Below are 20,154 nucleotides of genomic sequence, written 5' to 3' on the forward strand. Positions count from 1 at the left end.
GCGTGTCTATTCGACACACCGTTCTTTACTGAATAAATCAAGGTTACCGGGTTGTTGGTGCCCCCTCTGCGTGCTCCCAAGGCAGGCAGAGAGTCCAGGGTGCTGTGCTTGGTGACCGGATAATTCGGATGCTGGTGCACAAATTTTCTTCTTCGTCGTGAGCTTCGACATCCCGTCGGCTCGCTCTGGCCAACAGAACTGACTAAGGAGTTACGCATCAGCGATCCCCGTACCAATGACCGAATCCGCGTGCCGGAGGTCCGACTTGTTGGCCCCAACGGCGAGCAGGTCGGTGTAGTGCGCATTGAAGACGCAATTCGTCTTGCCCAGGAGGCCGACCTGGATTTGGTTGAGGTTGCTCCCAATTCCAAGCCTCCCGTTGCCAAGATCATGGATTTCGGCAAGTTCAAGTACGAAACTGCGCAGAAGGCGAAAGAAGCCAAGCGCAACCAGTCGAACACGATCCTCAAAGAGGTTCGCTTCCGGCTCAAAATCGACGTTCACGATTACGAGACCAAGCGCAAGCGTGCCGAGGGTTTCCTTCAGGGCGGTGACAAGGTAAAAGCCATGATCCTGTTCCGTGGCCGCGAGCAGTCGCGTCCGGAGCAGGGCGTTCGCCTGCTGCAGCGTTTCGCCGAGGACGTGTCGGAATTCGGCACCGTCGAATCGACCCCGACCATCGATGGCCGCAACATGGTCATGGTGATCGGGCCCCTCAAGACGAAGGCCGAGGTGAAGGCCGAGCACGATGCGAAGCGCCCCGCTTCGAAGCCCGCTCGTTCCGAGCGCCCTGCCGCAGCTGTCCCAGAGGCAGTATCTGCGGCGTCCGTGAAGGCCGCACCGGTCGTCGCAGCCCTGTCAGAAGCTCCGGCTCCGGCCGCAGCGAAGGCGGCAGAGGCTCCAGCGCAGCCTGCTGAGGTTCCCGCGAAGGCCGCAGAGGCTCCCGCTAAGGCCGCTGAGGCTCCCGCGAAGACCGCCGCTCCTGTGAAGGAAGCGCCGGTTGCTGAGGTCGCTCCGGAGAAGCCCGCCGCCCCCACAGCAGCGAAAGCTGCTCCGGCAAAGGAAGCGCCCGCCAAGGCCGCTCCGGTCGCAGCTGCACCGGCCGCAACCAAGACCCCTGCCCCGAAGGCGCCCGCTTCCAAGGCGACGCCCGCGACGGCAGCCAAGCCCGTTCCGACGCCCGGCGCTGTGCCGAAGCCTCGCGCCGTGGCACCGAAGACTGCACCAGCAGATGTTGCGACGGATTAGTCACTAATTCTGTCGAGTAGCACGAATAAGGAGAGAAATGCCCAAGCAGAAGACGCACTCCGGCACCAAGAAGCGATTCAAGGTCACCGGTAGTGGAAAGATCATGAAGCAGCAGGCTGGCATGCGCCACAACCTGGAGTCGAAGTCGGGCCAGCGCAAGCGCCGCCTCAACCAGGACCAGGTCATCGCTCCGGCGAACGTCAAGGCCATCAAGAAGCTTCTCGGCAAGTAACGCCGACTACGAATAAGGACTAGGAAATGGCAAGAGTAAAGAGGGCCGTCAACGCCCACAAGAAGCGTCGGGTAATCCTCGAGCGCGCATCCGGTTACCGCGGCCAGCGTTCGCGCCTCTACCGCAAGGCCAAGGAGCAGGTCACCCACTCCCTCGTCTACGCCTACCGCGATCGTCGTGCCCGCAAGGGTGACTTCCGTCGCCTGTGGATCCAGCGCATCAACGCTGCATCCCGCGCCAACGGCCTCACCTACAACCGCCTCATCCAGGGCTTGAACCTGGCCGGCGTCGGTGTCGACCGTCGTATCCTCGCCGACCTCGCCGTGACCGAGCCCGCCACGTTCGCCGCGCTCGTCGCCACTGCGAAGGCCGCTCTCCCGGCCGACACCTCGGCCCCGAAGGTCAGCGCCGCGTAATTCCGACCTCGAAGGAAGCCCGGTGACCGATGGTTGCCGGGCTTTCTTGGTAAGTGCGCTGTTGTTTCGGCCTTCCGCTGTCGCGAATTGCGCAGCGGAAGGCCGAAACAACAGCGCAGGGCGGAGACAGGCGTGAGTTCAGCCCGCATTCACCGCGCCCGAATAGGATGGGCCCGTGCTCGATAACCCCCGCTCGCCCCGCGTGAGAAGCGTCGCCAAGCTCGCCAAGCGTGAGGCTCGGGCGACCACGGGCCTCTTCCTGCTCGAGGGTCCACAGGCCGTCGCTGAGGCGATGACTTTTCGTCCGCAGCTGGTCGTTGAGCTCTACGCGACCCCGACCGCCATCGAGCGTTACACCGATATCGCTCAGGCCGCAGTGGATGCCGGCGTCGATGTCGAATTCGTCACGGAACAGGTTCTCGATGCCATGGCCGACACCGTCACCCCCCAGGGGATCGTCGCGGTCTGCCACCAGTTTCCGACCTCGGTCAAAGACATCCTGCGCTCGGAGCCCAAGCTCATTGCGATCCTCGAGGAGGTGCGCGACCCTGGCAACGCCGGCACCATCATCAGGGCGGCGGATGCTGCGGGCGCTGACGGCGTGATCTTCACCGGTCGCAGCGTCGACCTCTACAACCCCAAAGTGGTGCGGGCCTCCACCGGCTCGATCTTCCACCTGCCGGTCGCGGTCGGAGCCGAGCTCGAGAGTGTGATTCAGAAGGCGCGCGAGGCCGGTCTCACCGTGCTCGCCGCCGATATCAAGGGCGACGACCTGCTCGCAGCACGTCGCGAGGGCCTGCTGGTGCAGCCGACAGCCTGGCTCTTCGGCAACGAGGCGCGTGGCCTGTCCGACGAGCACTTCGCACTCGCCGATCGGGCCATCACGGTGCCGATCTACGGTCATGCCGAGTCGATGAACCTGGCGACGGCGGCATCCGTCTGCCTCTATGAAAGCGCGTTCGCCCAGCAGGATGCTTAGCGGGGATCAACGATCACAAGTCGGCATCGTCCTCGGCCTGTCACACACCCGCGACGTGCCGTGACGTATGGTGATGTCGTATGGAGCCCCTGAATTCGACACCGGCCACCTCCAATATCACTGCGCAGCGTGGCCAGCCCCTCGTGGTTCTCAGCGATGTCAACAAGCATTTCGGTGCCTTGCATGTGCTGAAGGACATCAGCACCACGGTGAACCGCGGCGAAGTTGTCGTGGTCATCGGGCCGAGTGGATCGGGCAAATCAACGCTCTGTCGAGCAGTCAATCGCCTGGAGACCATCGATTCCGGCACGATCAGCATCGACGGCACCGTGCTCCCCGAGGAGGGAGCGGACCTCGCACGACTGCGTGCCGACGTGGGAATGGTCTTCCAGTCGTTCAATCTCTTCGCCCACAAGACGGTGCTCGAGAACGTGTCACTCGCGCCCATCCGAGTGCGGAAGATGTCCAAGAAGGCGGCCGAAAGCAAGGCGATGGAACTGCTGGAGCGTGTCGGGGTGGCAAATCAGGCGTCCAAGATGCCTGCTCAGCTGTCCGGCGGACAGCAGCAGCGAGTGGCGATCGCACGCTCGCTTGCGATGTCTCCGAAACTGATTCTGCTCGATGAGCCGACCAGCGCTCTCGACCCGGAGATGATCAACGAAGTGCTCGACGTGATGGTCGGGCTGGCTCGCGATGGCATGACGATGATCGTCGTGACCCATGAGATGGGCTTCGCACGGAAGGCCGCGGATCGCGTGCTCTTCATGGCCGACGGAGAGATCGTCGAGGAGGCGAAGCCCGAAGCCTTCTTCACGGCACCGAAATCGCCACGCGCGCAAGACTTTCTCTCCAAAATACTTGCGCACTGAACGTGGCGCATGATGCACCAGTAACCAACTCCAAGAGAGGGACAACAGCGCATGAAATCAAGAAAGCTTGCACTCATCGGGCTGGCCGCGGCGAGCGTACTCGCACTGGCCGCCTGTGCGGGAGGCGATTCAGGGGCGACATCGACGCCCGTCGCGAAGCCGTCGTTCGCAGCCGGAACGACTATGGCGAAGCTGGCCGATGCCGGCAAGATCACTATCGGCACCAAGTTCGACCAGCCGCTCTTCGGCCTGGATGGCCTCGACGGCCCACAGGGGTTCGACGTGGAGATGGGCAAGCTCATCGCGTCGAAGCTCGGAATCGCCGCTAACAAGATCGAATGGAAAGAGACCGTCTCCGCGAACCGTGAGCCGTTCATTCAAAACGGCACCGTCGATCTGGTGGTCGCGACCTACACGATCAACGATGCCCGCAAAGAGGTCATCTCGTTCGCTGGACCCTACTACACGGCTGGACAGTCGATCCTGGTAAAAGCAGACAACAAGAGCATCAAGAGCGAGAAGGACCTGGTGGGAGAGTCGGTATGTTCGGTCACCGGTTCCACCCCGGCTGCCAAACTCGCTGAGATCGGTGCAAAGCCGCTGCTGACGGACACTTACTCCAACTGCCTGGAGCCGTTGCGCGGCGGCCAGGCCGTTGCGGTGAGCACCGATAACGTGATCCTCGCGGGTCTTGCAGCCCAGAACGAGGGCGAATTCAAGGTTGTCGGCAAACCCTTCACGCAGGAGCCTTACGGCATCGGCGTGAAAAAAGATGACACGGAGTTCCGCAACTTCATCAACGACGTGCTCGAGGCCTCCTACAAGGATGGCGCGTACAAGAAGGCATGGGAAGACACCGCCGGCAAGGTTCTGCCGTATGTGAAACCCCCGGCAGTCGACCGGTACTAAAAGCTCAAATGGAGCGGGACAGCCCTTAGCGGCTGTCCCGCTCCCGACATAATGCGGAAGGGACGGCCAGCGCGTGGACGCGATCATTGCGAACCTGCCTCGGTTCTTCACCGGCTTCGGCGCAACGCTCAGCCTGCTGTTGATCTCAGGGGTATTGGCTCTCGTCATCGGCACGATCATCGCGGCGATGCGAATCTCACCGATCCCCTCGTTGCGTGGCTTCGCGACGGTCTACACCGAGGTGCTCCGGAACACGCCGCTCACCCTTGTATTGTTCTTCTGCGCCATCGTGCTGCCCTACCTGGGGTCGACGTTTCCTTATTACTTCAGTGCCGTTATCGGACTGACGCTGTACACCTCGCCGTTCGTCGCGGAAGCGCTGCGCTCAGGAATCAACGGTGTTCCGGTTGGCCAAGCTGAGGCGGCGAGAAGCCTCGGGCTCGGCTTCGGTCAGAGTGTCGGCCTCATCATCTTTCCCCAGGCTTTCCGCATGGTGATTCCGCCGCTCATCAACGTCCTGATCGCCCTGACCAAGAACACCTCGGTCGCGGGCGGCTTCTTCGTGGTCGAGCTCTTCGCCGTCGCGAAGGAACTGACGAACGCCAACGGTAACGCGGTGATCCCGGTCCTTCTCGCGATAGCAGTGTTCTATCTGGTCATCACTGTGCCTCTGGGCATCCTGGCTGGTCGTCTCGAAAAAAGGTGGGTGGTGCAGCGATGAGCACCTCGGTATTGTTCGACGCACCCGGTCCCAAGACCCGTCGCCGTTCACGCATCGTGTCGATTGTCGTCCTGGTGCTCATCGCTGCGCTTCTCGTCTGGGTAGGGCTTACGCTCGGCGCCCCGCGTAAGGCGTCCGGGGGGCTCACTCTCCCGGGCTACTTCGACCCCAGCCGCTGGGACGTGTTCACTAACCCGGTGCTGTGGAGACGGGTCGGGCTCGGGTTGCTCGCCACGCTGGAAGCGGCTGCCATCGCGGCGACCTTCGCGATCCTGATCGGAATCGGATTCGCCCTTCTCCGAACCTCGGTCTATGCGGCGGTTCGGGTACCGACGACGATCATTCTGGAGTTCTTCCGGGGCATGCCAGTTCTGCTCATGATGCTGTTCATCCTTCTTGTCGCATCGACAGGTGCTTTCTGGGCCGTGGTCATTGCGCTCGCCATCTACAACGGCGCGTTGATCGGCGAGTCACTGCGTGCCGGTTTGGTCTCGTTGCCTCGCGGGCAACGAGAAGCCGGGCTGAGCCTCGGCCTCACCCGCCTGCAGACCAAGATGCGTATCGAGTTTCCGCAGGCTTTTCGGCAGATGCTGCCGATTATTGTTGCCCAACTCGTCGTTCTGCTGAAAGACACCAGCCTCGGCTACATCGTGGGTTACAACGAGCTGATTCGCACCACGATGAACAATCTCTCCAGTGCCCTCGGTAACCGATATCTGTTCTCGTTCTTCCTCGTCACCCTGGCGATCTACCTTGTCGTCAACCTGTCGCTGTCGGCCTTCGCCCGCTGGCTGGCCAAGCGCGGCGCCTCCGGCGGACGGCCGTCACGGGATGAGGAAGTCATGGACTCCAAGATCTCGGTCGTCGGCGGTCCGCAGTAGGCAGCGTCGTGCCGACACGGGAGCCGGATCCATCCCGGTAAACTTGTGACTCGTGCCAGAGCTCACCCCCATCACCGAAGACAACGTCGCCGCGGCGGTGGATGCTGCGCTCGCAGCCATCGCTGAGGCGCCAGACACGGCCAGCCTGAAGTCGGTGCGCGCGCAGCACATCGGTGAGGCCTCCGCGCTGGCCCGTATGAACGCGACGCTCGGATCGCTGCCCAACGGCCAGAAGGCTGCCGCCGGCAAGCTCATGGGTCAGGGTCGCGGTCGGGTGACCAAGGCCGTCGAGCAGCGCGAGGCAGAACTCGCCGTCGTCGAAGAACGCGAACGACTCGCGGCCGAGACAGTGGATGTCACGGCCTTGGCGTCCCGTTGGACTCCCGGTGCGCGGCATCCACTCAACCTGCTGCAGGAACTGATCGGCGACGTCTTCGTCGGCATGGGTTGGGAGATCGGGGAAGGACCGGAACTCGAGAACGAGTGGTTCAACTTCGACGCGCTCAACTTCGACGAGGATCACCCTGCTCGCGCCATGCAGGACACCCTCTTCGTCGATCCGGTCGATTCGCACCTGGTGCTGCGCACGCAGACCAGCCCTGTGCAGATCCGCTCGCTGCTCACCCGCGAGCTTCCCGTCTACGTGGTCTCTCCCGGCAAGGTGTTCCGCACCGACGAACTCGACGCGACCCACACTCCGGTGTTCCACCAGGTCGAGGGCATCGCTATCGACAGGGGGCTCACCATGGCGCACCTGCGCGGCACCCTCGAGCATTTCGCCCGCATCATGTTCGGCGAGGAGGCGAAGATCCGTCTGCGCCCCAACTATTTCCCGTTCACCGAGCCGAGTGCGGAGATGGATGTCTGGCAGCCGAACGCCAAAGGCGGCGCCCGCTGGGTCGAGTGGGGCGGATGCGGCATGGTCAATCGCAACGTGCTGCGCGCCGCGGGTATCGATCCCGACGAATACCAGGGCTTCGCCTTCGGCATGGGCATCGAGCGCACGCTGCAGTTCCGCAACGACCTCAACGACATGCGCGACATGGTCGAGGGCGATATCCGTTTCAGCCAGCAGTTCGGAATGGTGGTCTGATGCGTATCCCGATCAGCTGGCTCAGCGAATTCGTCGACGTTCCTGCCGATGTCACCCCTGAAGACGTTCACGCCGCCCTCGTCAAGGTCGGCCTCGAAGAAGAAGATGTGCACGGCTTCGAGGTGACCGGACCGGTCGTCGTCGGGCAGGTTCTCGAGTTCACGCCCGAGCCGCAGAGCAACGGCAAGACGATCAACTGGTGCCAGGTGGATGTCGGCGAGGCCGAGCCACGAGGCATCGTCTGTGGTGCCCACAATTTCGCCGTCGGCGACAAGGTGGTGGTGTCGCTTCCCGGCGCCGTACTGCCCGGACCCTTCCCGATCTCCGCTCGTAAGACCTACGGCCATGTCTCCGACGGCATGATCGCCTCGGCGCGCGAGCTGGGGCTCGGCGAGGAGCACGACGGCATCCTCCGTCTCGCCCCGCTCGGCCTCGATCCAGAGGTCGGCACGGATGCGATCGCACTGCTCGGTCTCGACGACTGGGCCGTCGAGGTCAACATCACTCCCGACCGCGGCTACGCATTCTCCATCCGTGGCATCGCCCGCGAGTATTCGCACGCCACCGGTTCCCCGTTCCGCGATCCCGCAGCCGCAGTGACGCCGATCGAGGGCTCTGGTTTCTCCGTGACCGTTGACGACCGCAACCCGGTGCGTGGCGAGGTCGGTGTATCCGTCTTCGCGACCCGCGTGGTCCGCGGCATCGACGCGACCGCGCCGTCGCCCGCATGGCTGGTCGGGCGCCTCAAGCTCGCCGGCATCCGCTCGATCTCGCTCGTCGTGGATGTCACGAACTACGTGATGCTCGAACTCGGCCAGCCGATCCACGGTTACGACCTCGACAGGCTCAGCGGTGGCATCACGGTGCGTCGTGCGGCTGAAGCCGAGGAGCTGGTGACCCTGGATGGGCAGCGCCGGAAGCTGCATCCTCAGGATCTCGTCATCGCGGACGACTCCGGTGCCATCGGTCTCGCCGGCGTGATGGGCGGGAAGTCGACGGAGATCGGCCACAGCACCTCGAACGTGCTCATCGAGGCCGCGAACTTCGATCCGGTGTCGATCGCACGCACCGCTCGTCGCCATAAACTGCCGAGCGAGGCCTCCCGACGGTTCGAACGCGGGGTGGATCCGGATGTCGCCGATGCCGCAGCCGCGCGTGTCGTCGAGCTGCTCGAACAGCTCGCCGGCGGGAAGGCTGACACACTCGGATCGCGCCTGTATGCGGCGACCGCCGCGAAGCCGATCGAGCTGCCGAACGGCTACGTGAACGCGATCGTCGGAGCGGACTACTCTGACGCGGAGACGCTGTCGGCACTCGAAGACATCGGGGGAGTGATCGAGGCGACGGATGGTGCATTGCTCGTCACGCCGCCGACCTGGCGTCCCGACCTCACCGACAAAGCGACTCTCGCGGAAGAGGTAGCCCGCATCGTCGGCTACGACCGCATCCCTGCGGTTCTCCCGGTTGCGCCTCCCGGCCGCGGTCTGACCCGCCAGCAGCGCCTTCGCCGCTCGACCGCGCAGGTGCTCGCGGCCAACGGTCTCACCGAGGTGCTGGCCTACCCGTTCGTCAACAGCGCGTCCAATGACACTTTCGGCTCGCCCGTCACCGGGAAAGTTCCGGCGGTCAGGCTGGCCAACCCGCTCGATGGTGAGGCGCCATTCCTGCGCACCTCACTGGTGCCAGGGCTGATCTCAACCGCGCACCGCAACCTGTCTCGCGGGCTCGTCGACCTCGGCATCTACGAACTCGGTCTCGTCTTCCGCCCCGAGTCCGGTCGCACCTACGGCAGTGGGCCGCTGCCCTCCGGTGTGGTGCGCCCGAGCGATGGCGAGCTCGCCGAACTGCTCGACAGCATCCCGCCGCAGCCACTCCACCTCGGAGCGCTCTTCGTCGGTGCTGCGATCGCCAAGCAGCCGGGCCAGCCCGCAGTGCAGCGGGGGCTCACGGACGCGCTCGACGCCGCGCGCCAGGTCGCGATCGCGGTTCATGCCACTGTCTCCATTCGCACTGGCTCGCACCAGGCGCTCCACCCGGGGCGGACTGCCGAGATCTTCGTCGGCGACCGGAGCATCGGATACGCCGGGGAACTACTGCCGGCACTCGCCGAGGGGTACGACCTGCCTCGCGTGACCGCGGTGCTCGAGATCGATCTCGGCCTGCTCATCGACCTGGCCGCTCGCGAGGTGTCGCCGACGCCGATCGCCACCTTCCCCGCGGCCACGCAGGACCTCTCGCTGGTAGTGCCGATCAGCACACCGGCCGGCGAAGTGCTGGCTGCGGTGGTCCAGGGCGCGGGTGAGCTGCTCGAAGATGCGCGGCTGGTCGACGACTATCGCGGCTCGGGCGTTGCGGAGGGCAGTCGTTCGCTGACCTTCGCACTGCGCTTCCGCGCGACCGACCGCACCCTGACTGCTGTCCAAGCGAGTGACGCGAAGCTGGCCGGCGCGGCACTCGCCGCCAAGCACTTCGGCGCCACCGTTCGCGAATAACGGATGCTCGGCGAAGTTCTACTATGCTCGACCCGTGGACAATTACCGCGAAACAGGATCGGCCGACCGCCGCACGTCAGTGCTCCGTGGTCTCAACCGCCTTTTCGTGGGCCTGCGCGGCGAGCGAGTAGGGGCGACGCTCCTCGATTGACCTGCTGCCTTCGGGCATAGTGGATGTGTCGAGATAGCGCCGCCGGATCATCCCTCGTCAATCCACTCAGAAAAGGCAAGAGCTATGTCCTATTCCGTCGCTGTGGCAGGTGCCAGTGGCTACGCCGGTGGTGAGCTGCTCCGTTTGCTGTCCAGCCATCCTGATTTCATCGTCTCAACGGTCACCGCGTTCCAGAACGCCGGCCAGAGACTCGTCGATGTGCAGCCGCACCTCCGTTCACTCGGCACTCTGAGTCTCGCTGAGACCACCCCGCAGAATCTCGCCGGTCACGATGTGGTCTTCCTCGCCCTGCCGCACGGCAAGTCGGGTGAGGTCACCGCACAGCTGCCCGAGAACATCCTTGTCGTCGACTGCGGTGCCGATCACCGTCTCACCGATCCCGCCGACTGGGCGGCGTTCTATGGCAGCGAGTACTTCGGAGCCTGGGCCTACGGCGTGCCGGAGTTGATCGTCGGCGGCGGCAAGCAGCGTGACAACCTGGTCGGGGCGACTCGCATCGCGGCACCCGGCTGTAATGCAAGCACGGTTGCTCTTTCTCTCGCTCCGGGCATCGCCGGCGGGGTGATCGAAGAGAAGGACCTCGTCGCGGTTCTCGCGGTCGGGCCATCCGGTGCGGGCAAGAGCCTCAAGCTCGAGAACCTCGCCAGCGAGATCCTCGGATCGGCCAATCCCTATGCGGTGGGCGGCACACATCGCCACATCCCGGAGATCCAGCAGTCGCTGCGGGGCGCGGGCGCCGTGGATCCCACGATCTCCCTCACCCCGGTGATCGTGCCGATGTCGCGGGGCATCCTCGCGACGTCCACTGCCCGCATCCTGCCCGGCACCAGCGCCACCGCGGTGCGCGACGCCTGGGCTGCGGCCTACGCGGATGAGCCGTTCATCCATCTGCTTCCCGAGGGGAAGCTGCCGCGGTCCGGTGATGCCATCGGCGCGAACACCGCTCTCATGGGCCTTGCCGTCGATCAGGCCGCTGGTCGTGTCGTCGTCATCACGGCGCTCGACAACCTGGTCAAGGGCACCGCGGGGGCTGCCATCCAGTCGGCCAACCTCGCGCTCGGTATTCCCGAGACGACGGGCCTTCCCATGGACGGAGTCGCACCATGAGCGTCACACATCCTCGGGGTTTCGAGGCGGCGGGCGTCGCCTCAGGCCTCAAGTCATCCGGCGACAAAGACATCGCACTCGTAGTCAACCGCGGGCCAGCGCAGGCGGCGGCCGCGGTATTCACGAGCAATCGCGCCAAAGCCAACCCGGTCATCTGGTCTCAGCAGGCCGTCAGCGACGGTCTGATCAGCGCGATCGTGTTGAACTCGGGCGGCGCCAACTGCTACACAGGTTCCCGCGGTTTCCAGGTCAGCCATTCGACCGCGGAGCACGCGGCAGGCCTGCTCGGCTCATCGGCGTCTGACGTGCTCATCTGCTCCACCGGCCTGATCGGCGACCAGCTGGACCTCGGGAAAGTCACCGCCGGGGTGACGGATGCCTACAACATCCTCGGTCCCGACGGCGGTGAGGATGCCGCGACCGCGATCATGACCACGGACACGCACCCGAAACAGGTGATCGTCGAACGCGACGGCTGGTCACTCGGCGGCATGGCGAAGGGCGCCGGAATGCTCGCGCCGGGGCTGGCGACAATGCTCGTCGTGATCACCACCGATGCCGACCTGTCGCCGGCGCAACTGGATACCGCGCTCCGAGTTGCCACCAGGGTCACCTTCGACAGGCTCGATTCGGACGGCGCGATGTCGACCAACGACACCGTTGCGCTGCTTGCGTCTGCGGCATCCACCATTTCACCAGATCTGGACGAGTTCGAGGCCGCGCTGACGGAGACCTGCGAGAAGCTGGCGGCACTGCTTCAGGAAGACGCCGAGGGCGCCGCGCACGACATCAACATCGAGGTCGTCAACGCGGCAACGGAGGACGAGGCCGTCGAGGTCGGGCGTGCCATCTCGCGCAACAACCTCTTCAAGGCGGCGGTCTTCGGCAACGATCCCAACTGGGGTCGCGTGCTCGCCGCTGTCGGCACGACCAGTGCCGCCTTCGACCCCTACGACATCGACGTGACGATGAACGGGATACGCGTCGCCCATGCCGGCGAACCCGACCAGTCTCGCGACCTCGTCGACCTGACTGGCCGGGCCGTTCACGTACTCGTCGACCTGCATGCCGGGTCGGCGACCGCCACCATCCGCACGAACGATCTCACGCACGACTATGTGCACGAGAACAGCGCGTACTCCAGCTGATGGGCGCTCACAGCAGTCACGCGTCGGTGAAAGCCGCGGCTCTGATCGAGTCCCTCACCTGGCTCAAGCGCTATCAGGGCCAGACCATCGTGGTGAAGTTCGGTGGCAACGCCATGGTGAACGAAGAGCTCAAGCAGGCATTCGCTGAGGACATGGTCTACCTGCGCCAGGTCGGTGTGCGCCCCGTTGTCGTGCACGGCGGTGGCCCGCAGATCTCTGCGGAACTGGAGAGGCGCGGCATCCCGAGCGAGTTCCGTGGCGGGTTGCGTGTGACAAGTCCCGAGGCGCTCGAGGTGGTACGCGATGTGCTCACCACCCAGGTCGGACCGGAGATCGTGGCTCTCATCAACGAACACGGTCCGTTCGCCCAGGCCATCTCCGGCGAAACCGACCGCCTCTTCGCGGGCACCCGTCGCGGCACCGTCGTCGACGGCGTAGAGGTCGATCTCGGCCAGGTCGGGGATGTGACATCGGTGAATCCGGCCACCGTGCTGGCGATTCTCGACGCCGGACAGATCCCCGTGGTCTCGTCCATCGCGCCCGATGCCCAGCAGCATGGCCAGACACTCAACGTGAACGCCGATTCTGCCGCTGCATCACTCGCTGTGGCGCTCGACGCAGCCAAGCTCATCATCCTCACTGATGTCGCCGGTCTCTACCGTGACTGGCCCAATCGAGACTCGCTCGTCACGACGATCGAAGCGGAAGAGCTGCGTGCACTGGTTCCATCGCTTGAATCGGGCATGATTCCCAAGATGGAAGCCTGCCTTGAAGCTGTAGACGGCGGAGTCTCCGCGGCCGCGATCATCGACGGTCGCGTGCTTCACGCGATCCTGCTCGAAGCATTCACCGCCGAGGGAAACGGAACAGAAGTCGTATCGAAGAAGGAGGAGTCGTGACCGAGCAAGGCAATGCGGTGCACATCAACGTTGGCGAACAGGATTGGCGGCAGCGCTTCGGTGACGCCATGATGGGCTCGCTCGCGGCCCCACTCGCGATGCTCGTCCGTGGCGAAGGCGCACACGTCTGGGACGTCGACGGCAAGCGTTACCTCGACTTCCTCGCCGGCATCGCGGTAAACGCACTCGGCCATGCGCATCCCGTGCTGGTGGATGCGGTCAGCAGCCAGGTGGCCACCCTCGCGCATGTCTCCAACTACTTCGCGAGCCCGCCGCAGCTCGAGCTGGCCGAGCGCCTCCGCCGGATCACTGGCGCCGGCGACCGTGGTCGGGTGTTCTTCTGCAACTCGGGCACTGAGGCTGTCGAGGCGGCGATCAAACTCGCGAGGCTCAACCGCGGCGACGGTTCCCGTACCCGCATCCTGTCGCTGGTCAACTCCTTCCATGGCCGCACGATGGGTTCGCTCTCCCTCACCGGCAAGCCGGCGATGCGCGAGCCGTTCGAGCCACTGCTGCCGGGGGTCGAGCACATCGACTCGACCGTCGAGGCTCTCGAGGCAGCCATCGACGACACCGTCGCAGCGGTCTTCATCGAGCCGATCAAAGGCGAGGCCGGCGTTCTCGACCTACCAGAGGGTTTTCTCGCGCGTGCTCGAGAGCTCACGCAGGAGCACGGTGCGCTATTGATCCTCGACGAGATCCAGACCGGTGTCGGACGCACGGGAAGCTGGTTCGCCTTCCAACAGTCAGGCATCGAGCCCGATGCGCTGGTGCTGGCGAAAGGGATTGCCGGGGGAGTGCCCATCGGCGCGCTCGTGACCTTCGGGTGGGCATCCGACCTCTTCACCCCTGGCCAGCACGGCAGTACTTTCGGTGGCAATCCGCTGGCGACCGCGGCAGGCAACGCGGTGCTCGGTGAGATCGAGCGCGCGGGACTGATCGAGAATGCGGCCATCATCGGCACGACGCTGCGCGAGATCATCGCGTCCATCGACTCGCCACTGGTCGCGGAGATCCGCGGGCAGGGTGCTCTCGTCGGGATCGGGCTGAGCAAGCCGGTCGCCGCCGAAATCGCGACCAAAGCCATGGAACTGGGGCTCATCGTCAACGCGACGAACGACTCCAGCATCCGTATAGCACCACCCCTCATCATCGGCGACGCGGAATTCGAGGAGTTCCGCGAGTTGTTCACGAAAACTCTGGAGGCTGTCTCGTGACCCGACATTTCCTGCGCGACGACGACCTCACCCAGGCCGAGCAGAGCGCTGTCCTCGACCTCGCGGTCGAACTGAAGAAGGATCGCTTCGCGGTGAAGCCGCTGGCCGGCCCGGAGACGGTCGCCGTGATCTTCGACAAGTCCTCGACCCGCACTCGCGTCTCGTTCGCCGTCGGAATCGCGGATCTCGGCGGAAGTCCGCTCATCATTAGCACGGCGAACAGCCAGCTCGGTGGCAAAGAGACCGCGACAGACACCGCGCGCGTGCTCGAGCGTCAGGTCGCCGCGATCGTCTGGCGCACTTTCGCCCAGTCCGGTCTCGAAGAAATGGCGCTCGGAACCACTGTCCCGGTGATCAACGGTCTCTCGGATGATTTCCACCCATGCCAGCTGCTGGCCGACCTGCTCACCATCCGTGAGCACCGTGGAGAACTCGCCGGACTCACATTGACCTTCGTGGGGGACGGGGCAGACAACATGGTGCATTCCTACCTCCTCGCCGGAGCCACCGCGGGCATGCACATCCGTATCGCGTGTCCGGAGGGTTACCTGCCCAAGGATTCAGTGGTGGCGGATGCTGACGCCATCGCGGTGACCACGGGTGGCTCGATCGCGATCTACACCGATCCGATCGAGGCGGTCGCCGGAGCGGATGTGGTGGTCACCGACACCTGGGTGTCCATGGGTAAAGAGGAGGAAAAGGCGCAGCGCCTGGTCGACCTCGCACGATATCGCGTGGATTCAGAGCTCATGGGCCTCGCTAAGCCCGACGCGCTCTTCCTGCACTGCCTTCCTGCGGATCGCGGGTACGAGGTGACCGCAGACGTCATCGACGGTGCACAGAGCGTCGTCTGGGACGAAGCTGAGAACCGGTTGCATGCCCAGAAAGCCCTGATGGTCTGGCTGCTGGAGCAGTCAGGTCGCTGAGTTAGCCACCCATAAACTTGAACACACAACACAAGGAGCAAATCAATGGCGGAACGCGTTGTCCTCGCGTACTCGGGCGGACTCGACACCTCGGTGGGGATCGGCTGGCTGAAGGATGCGACAGGTAAAGAGGTCGTAGCCCTCGCCGTCGATGTCGGGCAGGGTGGCGAAGACATGGAGGACATCCGCCAGCGCGCCCTCGATTGTGGTGCCGTCGAGGCGATCGTCGTCGATGCGAAGGACGAATTCGCTGACGACTTCCTCATGCCCGCACTCAAAGCCAACGCCCTGTACCAGAAGCGTTATCCGCTGGTCTCCGCGCTCAGTCGTCCGGTCATCGCTAAGCACCTCGCGATCGTCGCCAAGCAGCTCGGCGCCGACAGCGTGGCCCACGGCTGCACCGGCAAAGGTAACGACCAGGTGCGTTTTGAGGCTGCCGTAGCCGCCCTCGCGCCGGAGCTCACCAGCATCGCGCCGGTGCGGGATCTCGCCCTCACCCGCGACAAGGCCATCGTCTACGCCAACGAGCACAACCTGCCGATCCGCCAGAGCGCGGCGAGCCCTTATTCGATCGATAAGAATGTCTGGGGTCGCGCCGTCGAGACCGGCTTCCTCGAGGACCCGTGGAACGCACCCATCGAGGACATCTACGAGTACACCCAGGACCCCAGCGTTGAGAAGCCGGCGGACGAGGTCACGATCACCTTCGCCTCCGGGATTCCGGTCGCGATCGACGGTGTCGCCTACAGCACGCTGCAGATCATCGAGAAACTCAATGAGCTCGCGGGCAAGCACGGTGTCGGACGCATCGACGTCGTCGAAGACCGCCTGGTCGGTATCAAGAGTCGTGAGGTGTACGAGGCACCCGCCGCGATGGCTCTCATCGCCGCGCATGAGGCCCTCGAAAGCCTCACCCTGGAGCGAGACCTCAATCGCTATAAGCGCGGAGTCGAGGCCGAATGGTCCGATCTGGTCTATGACGGCTTGTGGTTCTCGAGCCTCAAGCGGTCACTCGATGTCTTTATCGATGACACGCAGAAGTACGTGAGCGGCGACATCCGTCTCACGCTACAGGGCGGTCGCGCCGTCGTCACCGGCCAGAGGAGCGAGCAGAGCCTCTACGACTTCAATCTCGCCACCTATGACACCGGTGACACCTTCGACCAGTCGTTGTCCAAAGGTTTCATCGAGATCTGGTCGCTGCCGAGCAAGATCTCGGCGCGCCGCGAGATAGCTGGTTGAGTTTGTCGACGCCGGGCGATCAGGTAGCGAACCGGGCCGGTGAAGCCGGCGCCCTCTGGGGTGCCCGCTTCACCTCCGGACCATCCGATGCCCTCCAGGCATTGAGCAGGTCAACCCACTTCGACTGGCAGCTCGCGGGCTACGACATCGCGGGCTCGCGGGCTCATGCCAGGGCTCTTGCCAACGCCGGCTACCTCGATGTCGATGAGCTCGCGGGCATGCTCTCGGCACTTGACGCGCTGCAGGCGGCCGTGACGGATGGCACATTCCGGCCGACCTCGGCCGACGAAGACGTGCACTCAGCGCTTGAACGCGGCCTCATCGATCTCGCGGGTCCGGCCCTGGGAGGCAAGCTCCGCGCCGGCCGGAGCCGAAACGACCAGATTGCCACGCTGACGCGCATGCTGCTGCGCGATCACGCCAAGCGCATCTCGTCGCTCGTCGTCGACCTCGTCGATGCGATCTCGGCCCAGGCCGTCACTCATGAGACGGCAGTCATGCCCGGCCGCACGCACCTTCAACACGCCCAGCCGGTTCTGCTCGCACACCATCTGCTCGCGCACTGCTGGCCACTCGTGCGCGATCTCGAGCGATTCAGGGACTGGGATGTCCGCGCCAACTCATCGCCCTACGGTTCGGGGGCTCTCGCCGGCAACACGCTGGGGCTCGATGTGCTCGGCGTTGCCACCGACCTCGGCTTCGACGCCAGCGTCGAGAACTCCATCGACGGCACCGCCAGCCGGGACGTCGTCGCGGAGTTCGCTTATGTCACCGCCCAGATCGGCATCGATCTGTCGCGCTTCGCCGAGGAAATCATCCTCTGGAACACCAGAGAGTTCGGTTTCGTCACGCTCAGCGACGCCTACTCGACTGGCTCGTCGATCATGCCGCAGAAGAAGAATCCCGACATCGCCGAGCTCGCTCGTGGCAAGGCGGGCCGGCTCATCGGCAACCTCTCAGGTCTGCTCGCCACGCTCAAGGGTCTCCCGCTCGCCTACAACCGCGACCTTCAGGAAGACAAGGAGCCGGTCTTCGACTCGATCACCACCCTCGAGGTGCTGCTACCCGCGTTCACCGGTATGGTCTCGACGCTCGACTTTCATGTCGAACGCATGGCGGAACTCGCCCCGCAGGGTTTCTCTCTTGCCACAGATGTGGCGGAGTGGCTGGTGAAGCAGAAGGTACCGTTCCGCGACGCTCACGAAATCACCGGGGCGCTGGTCTCATTTTGCGAAGGGCGCGGTGTCGAGCTCGACGAACCCACTGACGAGGAATTCGCGGCGATCTCGCCTCATCTCACCCCTGAGGTGCGCGGTGTACTCACGGTCGCTGGCTCCATCGCGAGCCGCACGGGTGCCGGCGGAACAGCCCCCGAGCGTGTCGCAGAGCAGTTGGCCGCCCTGACCCGGCGGATCAGGGAACTCGAGGAGATCTAAGAAATGACCCTGAGCAAAGACGACCGTCCGAAAAAGCCGGAGCAGACACGCACCCAGAAGATCGTGATGTGGTGCATCTATGGTGTCGTCGCGGCAATGGCGATAACGGCGGCGATCATCTTTTTCGCGAGCGGCGCGAGCCTCTTCTAGTGTTCGATCGCGATTTTCTGGCGCAGCCGGCGATCGAGGTCGCACCAGCGTTGCTCGGCGCGATCCTCATGAAGAATTCGCTGGAGGGCGTCGTCTCCGTGCGGATCACCGAAGTCGAGGCCTACCTCGGCGCGCTCGATCCCGGTTCCCACGCATTCCGTGGAAAAACCAAACGTAACGCCGTCATGTTCGAGGAACCGGGTTTTCTCTACACGTACTTCACCTACGGGATGCATGTCTGCGCGAACGTCGTCTGCTCGCCTCCCGGCACCGCGTCCGCCGTACTGCTGCGAGCGGGGGAGGTCGTCGAGGGTATCGAGCTCGCCAGGTCCCGACGTCTCACGACAAAGATCGACACGGATCTCGCTCGCGGGCCCGCCCGTCTCGTGGTGGCTCTCGGCATCACCCTCGCCGACGGGGGAGCGGACCTCGCGGTCGAACCCTTCGAACTGACTATGCCCGAGCATTCGCAACCCTTCGAGTCCGGTCCGCGAACAGGTCTCTCCGGCGACGGCGGAACGGATGCTTTCCCCTGGCGCTACTGGATCCCTGGCGCGCCGAGCGTTTCGCCTTACAAACGGCACGTCCCCAAGAAGCGTTCCCAGCCGATCAGCTAGCCTTGGCGCGCGAATGAACCATCGAGGGCAAGCGAATAGGCGACGCTGGTAATCTGGGCCGGTGCCAGCATCCGAAATCCTGTCCGACCAGCGCAACGACGATTCGTTCGACGACGTCTGGGAAGAGATCGTCTGGCGTGGACTGGTCCATGTCTCGACCGATGAGGCCGAGCTCAAGTCGGTTCTCGCGGGGGAGCCCATCACCTACTACTGCGGCTTCGATCCGACGGCACCGAGCCTGCACCTGGGAAACCTCGTGCAACTCCTCACCATGCGCCGCATTCAGCTTGCCGGTCACAAGCCGCTCGGCCTGGTCGGTGGCTCGACCGGTCTGATCGGCGATCCGCGGCCGACGGCCGAACGCACACTCAACACCAAGGACACCGTTGCCGAGTGGGTCGGATATCTCCAGGAGCAGGTGTCGCGTTTCCTCAGCTTCGAGGGCGACAATGCCGCCCGCCTGGTTAACAACCTGGACTGGACGGCGCCACTCAGCGCCATCGACTTCCTTCGGGACATCGGCAAGCACTTCCGCGTCGGCACCATGCTCAAGAAGGATGCCGTCAGCGCGCGTCTCAACAGCGACAGCGGCATCAGCTATACCGAGTTCAGCTACCAGATTCTGCAGGGTATGGACTTCCTCGAGCTCTTTCGTACCTACGGCTGCGTGCTGCAGACCGGTGGGAGCGACCAGTGGGGCAATCTCACCAGCGGAACCGACCTCATCCGTAAGGCGGAAGCCGTCTCGGCGCACGCAATCGGTACGCCGCTCATCACGAACAGCGACGGTACCAAGTTCGGTAAGAGTGAAGGGAATGCGGTCTGGCTCGACCCTGCGCTCACGAGCCCTTACGCCTTCTACCAGTTCTGGCTCAACAGCGATGATGCCGACGTGATTTCGCGCCTCAAGATTTTCACCTTCCTCTCGAAAGCCGAGATCGACAGGCTTGCGGATGCCGTGGCCGCGGAGCCGTTCAGGCGGGAGGCACAGCGCACTCTCGCCCTCGAGGTCACGACCCTCGTGCACGGCGGCGAAGCGACCCAGGCGGCCATAGAAGCTGCGGGTGCACTGTTCGGCCAGGGAGACCTCGCCGAGCTCGACAGCGGCACTCTCGAAGCAGCCCTGAGGGAACTCCCGAACACCACCACGACCTCCGACACCCTCGTGGTGCAGCTACTCGTCGATACCGGCCTAGCCGCGAGTCTCGGTGAGTCTCGGCGTGCCCTCGAACAGGGCGGGGTCTACCTCAACAACACCAAGGTCGAGGATGTCGCGCTCACCCTAGCCAGCAGCACCCTCCCCGGCGGCATGGCTGTCCTGCGTCGTGGCAAGAAAACCCTCGCCGGCATCTTCGTCGAGTAGCCAATCAGTGCGACACGCCCGGGATTGCGCATAATTT

The 20,154-nt window shown here is 64.3% G+C and carries 20 protein-coding genes; all 20 read left to right on the plus strand.

The genetic code is table 11. The features are described 5' to 3' along the window. The first annotated feature begins 216 nt into the window (after positions 1–216). The 20 genes from infC to tyrS all read left to right on the plus strand — a co-directional run bounded on the left by infC (position 217) and on the right by tyrS (position 20,117). Entirely contained in the window at positions 217–1,248 is a 1,032-nt protein-coding gene (gene infC / locus ABIB56_RS09930; RefSeq protein ID WP_354569098.1) for a translation initiation factor IF-3, read from the plus strand. Positions 1,249–1,285: 37 nt separating this feature from the next. Continuing rightward, positions 1,286–1,480 (plus strand): 50S ribosomal protein L35, encoded by a 195-nt coding sequence (rpmI, locus tag ABIB56_RS09935; protein WP_354569047.1) that lies wholly within the window; start codon positions 1,286–1,288, stop codon positions 1,478–1,480. Positions 1,481–1,506: 26 nt separating this feature from the next. After that, positions 1,507–1,896 carry a 50S ribosomal protein L20 gene (gene rplT / locus ABIB56_RS09940; protein WP_354569048.1) on the plus strand — a complete coding sequence of 130 codons (390 nt, stop codon included), beginning with the start codon at positions 1,507–1,509 and terminating at the stop codon, positions 1,894–1,896. 175 nt (positions 1,897–2,071) lie between these two features. After that, positions 2,072–2,875 carry a TrmH family RNA methyltransferase gene (locus tag ABIB56_RS09945; protein ID WP_354569049.1) on the plus strand — a complete coding sequence of 268 codons (804 nt, stop codon included), beginning with the start codon at positions 2,072–2,074 and terminating at the stop codon, positions 2,873–2,875. 80 nt (positions 2,876–2,955) lie between these two features. Further along, a complete protein-coding gene (locus tag ABIB56_RS09950) occupies positions 2,956–3,744 on the plus strand; it encodes an amino acid ABC transporter ATP-binding protein (RefSeq protein ID WP_354569050.1) in 789 nt (262 codons plus the stop codon). Positions 3,745–3,795: 51 nt separating this feature from the next. Continuing rightward, positions 3,796–4,653, plus strand: a complete 858-nt coding sequence (locus tag ABIB56_RS09955; protein ID WP_354569051.1) for a glutamate ABC transporter substrate-binding protein — start codon at positions 3,796–3,798, stop codon at positions 4,651–4,653. Between the two features lie 73 nt (positions 4,654–4,726). Continuing rightward, positions 4,727–5,374 carry an amino acid ABC transporter permease gene (locus ABIB56_RS09960; protein WP_354569052.1) on the plus strand — a complete coding sequence of 216 codons (648 nt, stop codon included), beginning with the start codon at positions 4,727–4,729 and terminating at the stop codon, positions 5,372–5,374. Beyond that, on the plus strand, positions 5,371–6,255 hold the full coding sequence (locus tag ABIB56_RS09965) for an amino acid ABC transporter permease (protein ID WP_354569053.1): 885 nt from the start codon (positions 5,371–5,373) through the stop codon (positions 6,253–6,255). Before ABIB56_RS09960 ends, ABIB56_RS09965 begins: the two co-directional genes overlap by 4 nt. Positions 6,256–6,307: 52 nt before the next feature. After that, positions 6,308–7,348, plus strand: a complete 1,041-nt coding sequence (pheS, locus tag ABIB56_RS09970) for a phenylalanine--tRNA ligase subunit alpha (protein WP_354569054.1) — start codon at positions 6,308–6,310, stop codon at positions 7,346–7,348. Continuing rightward, complete coding sequence (gene pheT / locus ABIB56_RS09975) at positions 7,348–9,840, plus strand: phenylalanine--tRNA ligase subunit beta (protein WP_354569055.1); 2,493 nt, start codon at positions 7,348–7,350, stop codon at positions 9,838–9,840. Before pheS ends, pheT begins: the two co-directional genes overlap by 1 nt. Positions 9,841–10,075: 235 nt before the next feature. Then, positions 10,076–11,119: an N-acetyl-gamma-glutamyl-phosphate reductase gene (gene argC, locus ABIB56_RS09980; protein WP_354569056.1), complete on the plus strand. Its 1,044-nt coding sequence runs from the start codon at positions 10,076–10,078 to the stop codon at positions 11,117–11,119. After that, complete coding sequence (argJ, locus tag ABIB56_RS09985; protein ID WP_354569057.1) at positions 11,116–12,267, plus strand: bifunctional glutamate N-acetyltransferase/amino-acid acetyltransferase ArgJ; 1,152 nt, start codon at positions 11,116–11,118, stop codon at positions 12,265–12,267. The genes argC and argJ overlap by 4 nt, the downstream gene beginning before the upstream one ends. Next, complete coding sequence (gene argB, locus ABIB56_RS09990; RefSeq protein ID WP_354569058.1) at positions 12,267–13,166, plus strand: acetylglutamate kinase; 900 nt, start codon at positions 12,267–12,269, stop codon at positions 13,164–13,166. Before argJ ends, argB begins: the two co-directional genes overlap by 1 nt. Then, a complete protein-coding gene (locus ABIB56_RS09995; RefSeq protein ID WP_354569059.1) occupies positions 13,163–14,383 on the plus strand; it encodes an acetylornithine transaminase in 1,221 nt (406 codons plus the stop codon). The genes argB and ABIB56_RS09995 overlap by 4 nt, the downstream gene beginning before the upstream one ends. Next, positions 14,380–15,309 (plus strand): ornithine carbamoyltransferase, encoded by a 930-nt coding sequence (gene argF, locus ABIB56_RS10000; protein ID WP_354569060.1) that lies wholly within the window; start codon positions 14,380–14,382, stop codon positions 15,307–15,309. The genes ABIB56_RS09995 and argF overlap by 4 nt, the downstream gene beginning before the upstream one ends. Positions 15,310–15,354: 45 nt before the next feature. Continuing rightward, positions 15,355–16,551 (plus strand): argininosuccinate synthase, encoded by a 1,197-nt coding sequence (locus ABIB56_RS10005; RefSeq protein WP_354569061.1) that lies wholly within the window; start codon positions 15,355–15,357, stop codon positions 16,549–16,551. Positions 16,552–16,553: 2 nt separating this feature from the next. Further along, a complete protein-coding gene (argH, locus tag ABIB56_RS10010) occupies positions 16,554–17,987 on the plus strand; it encodes an argininosuccinate lyase (protein ID WP_502917589.1) in 1,434 nt (477 codons plus the stop codon). Between the two features lie 3 nt (positions 17,988–17,990). Then, complete coding sequence (locus ABIB56_RS10015) at positions 17,991–18,137, plus strand: hypothetical protein (protein WP_354569063.1); 147 nt, start codon at positions 17,991–17,993, stop codon at positions 18,135–18,137. After that, positions 18,137–18,754, plus strand: a complete 618-nt coding sequence (locus ABIB56_RS10020) for a DNA-3-methyladenine glycosylase (protein WP_354569064.1) — start codon at positions 18,137–18,139, stop codon at positions 18,752–18,754. Before ABIB56_RS10015 ends, ABIB56_RS10020 begins: the two co-directional genes overlap by 1 nt. A gap of 61 nt (positions 18,755–18,815) precedes the next feature. Beyond that, entirely contained in the window at positions 18,816–20,117 is a 1,302-nt protein-coding gene (gene tyrS, locus ABIB56_RS10025) for a tyrosine--tRNA ligase (RefSeq protein WP_354569065.1), read from the plus strand. Positions 20,118–20,154: the final 37 nt, after the last annotated feature.

This window comes from Glaciihabitans sp. UYNi722, assembly GCF_040549465.1.
In the GTDB taxonomy this organism is placed as follows: domain Bacteria; phylum Actinomycetota; class Actinomycetes; order Actinomycetales; family Microbacteriaceae; genus Lacisediminihabitans.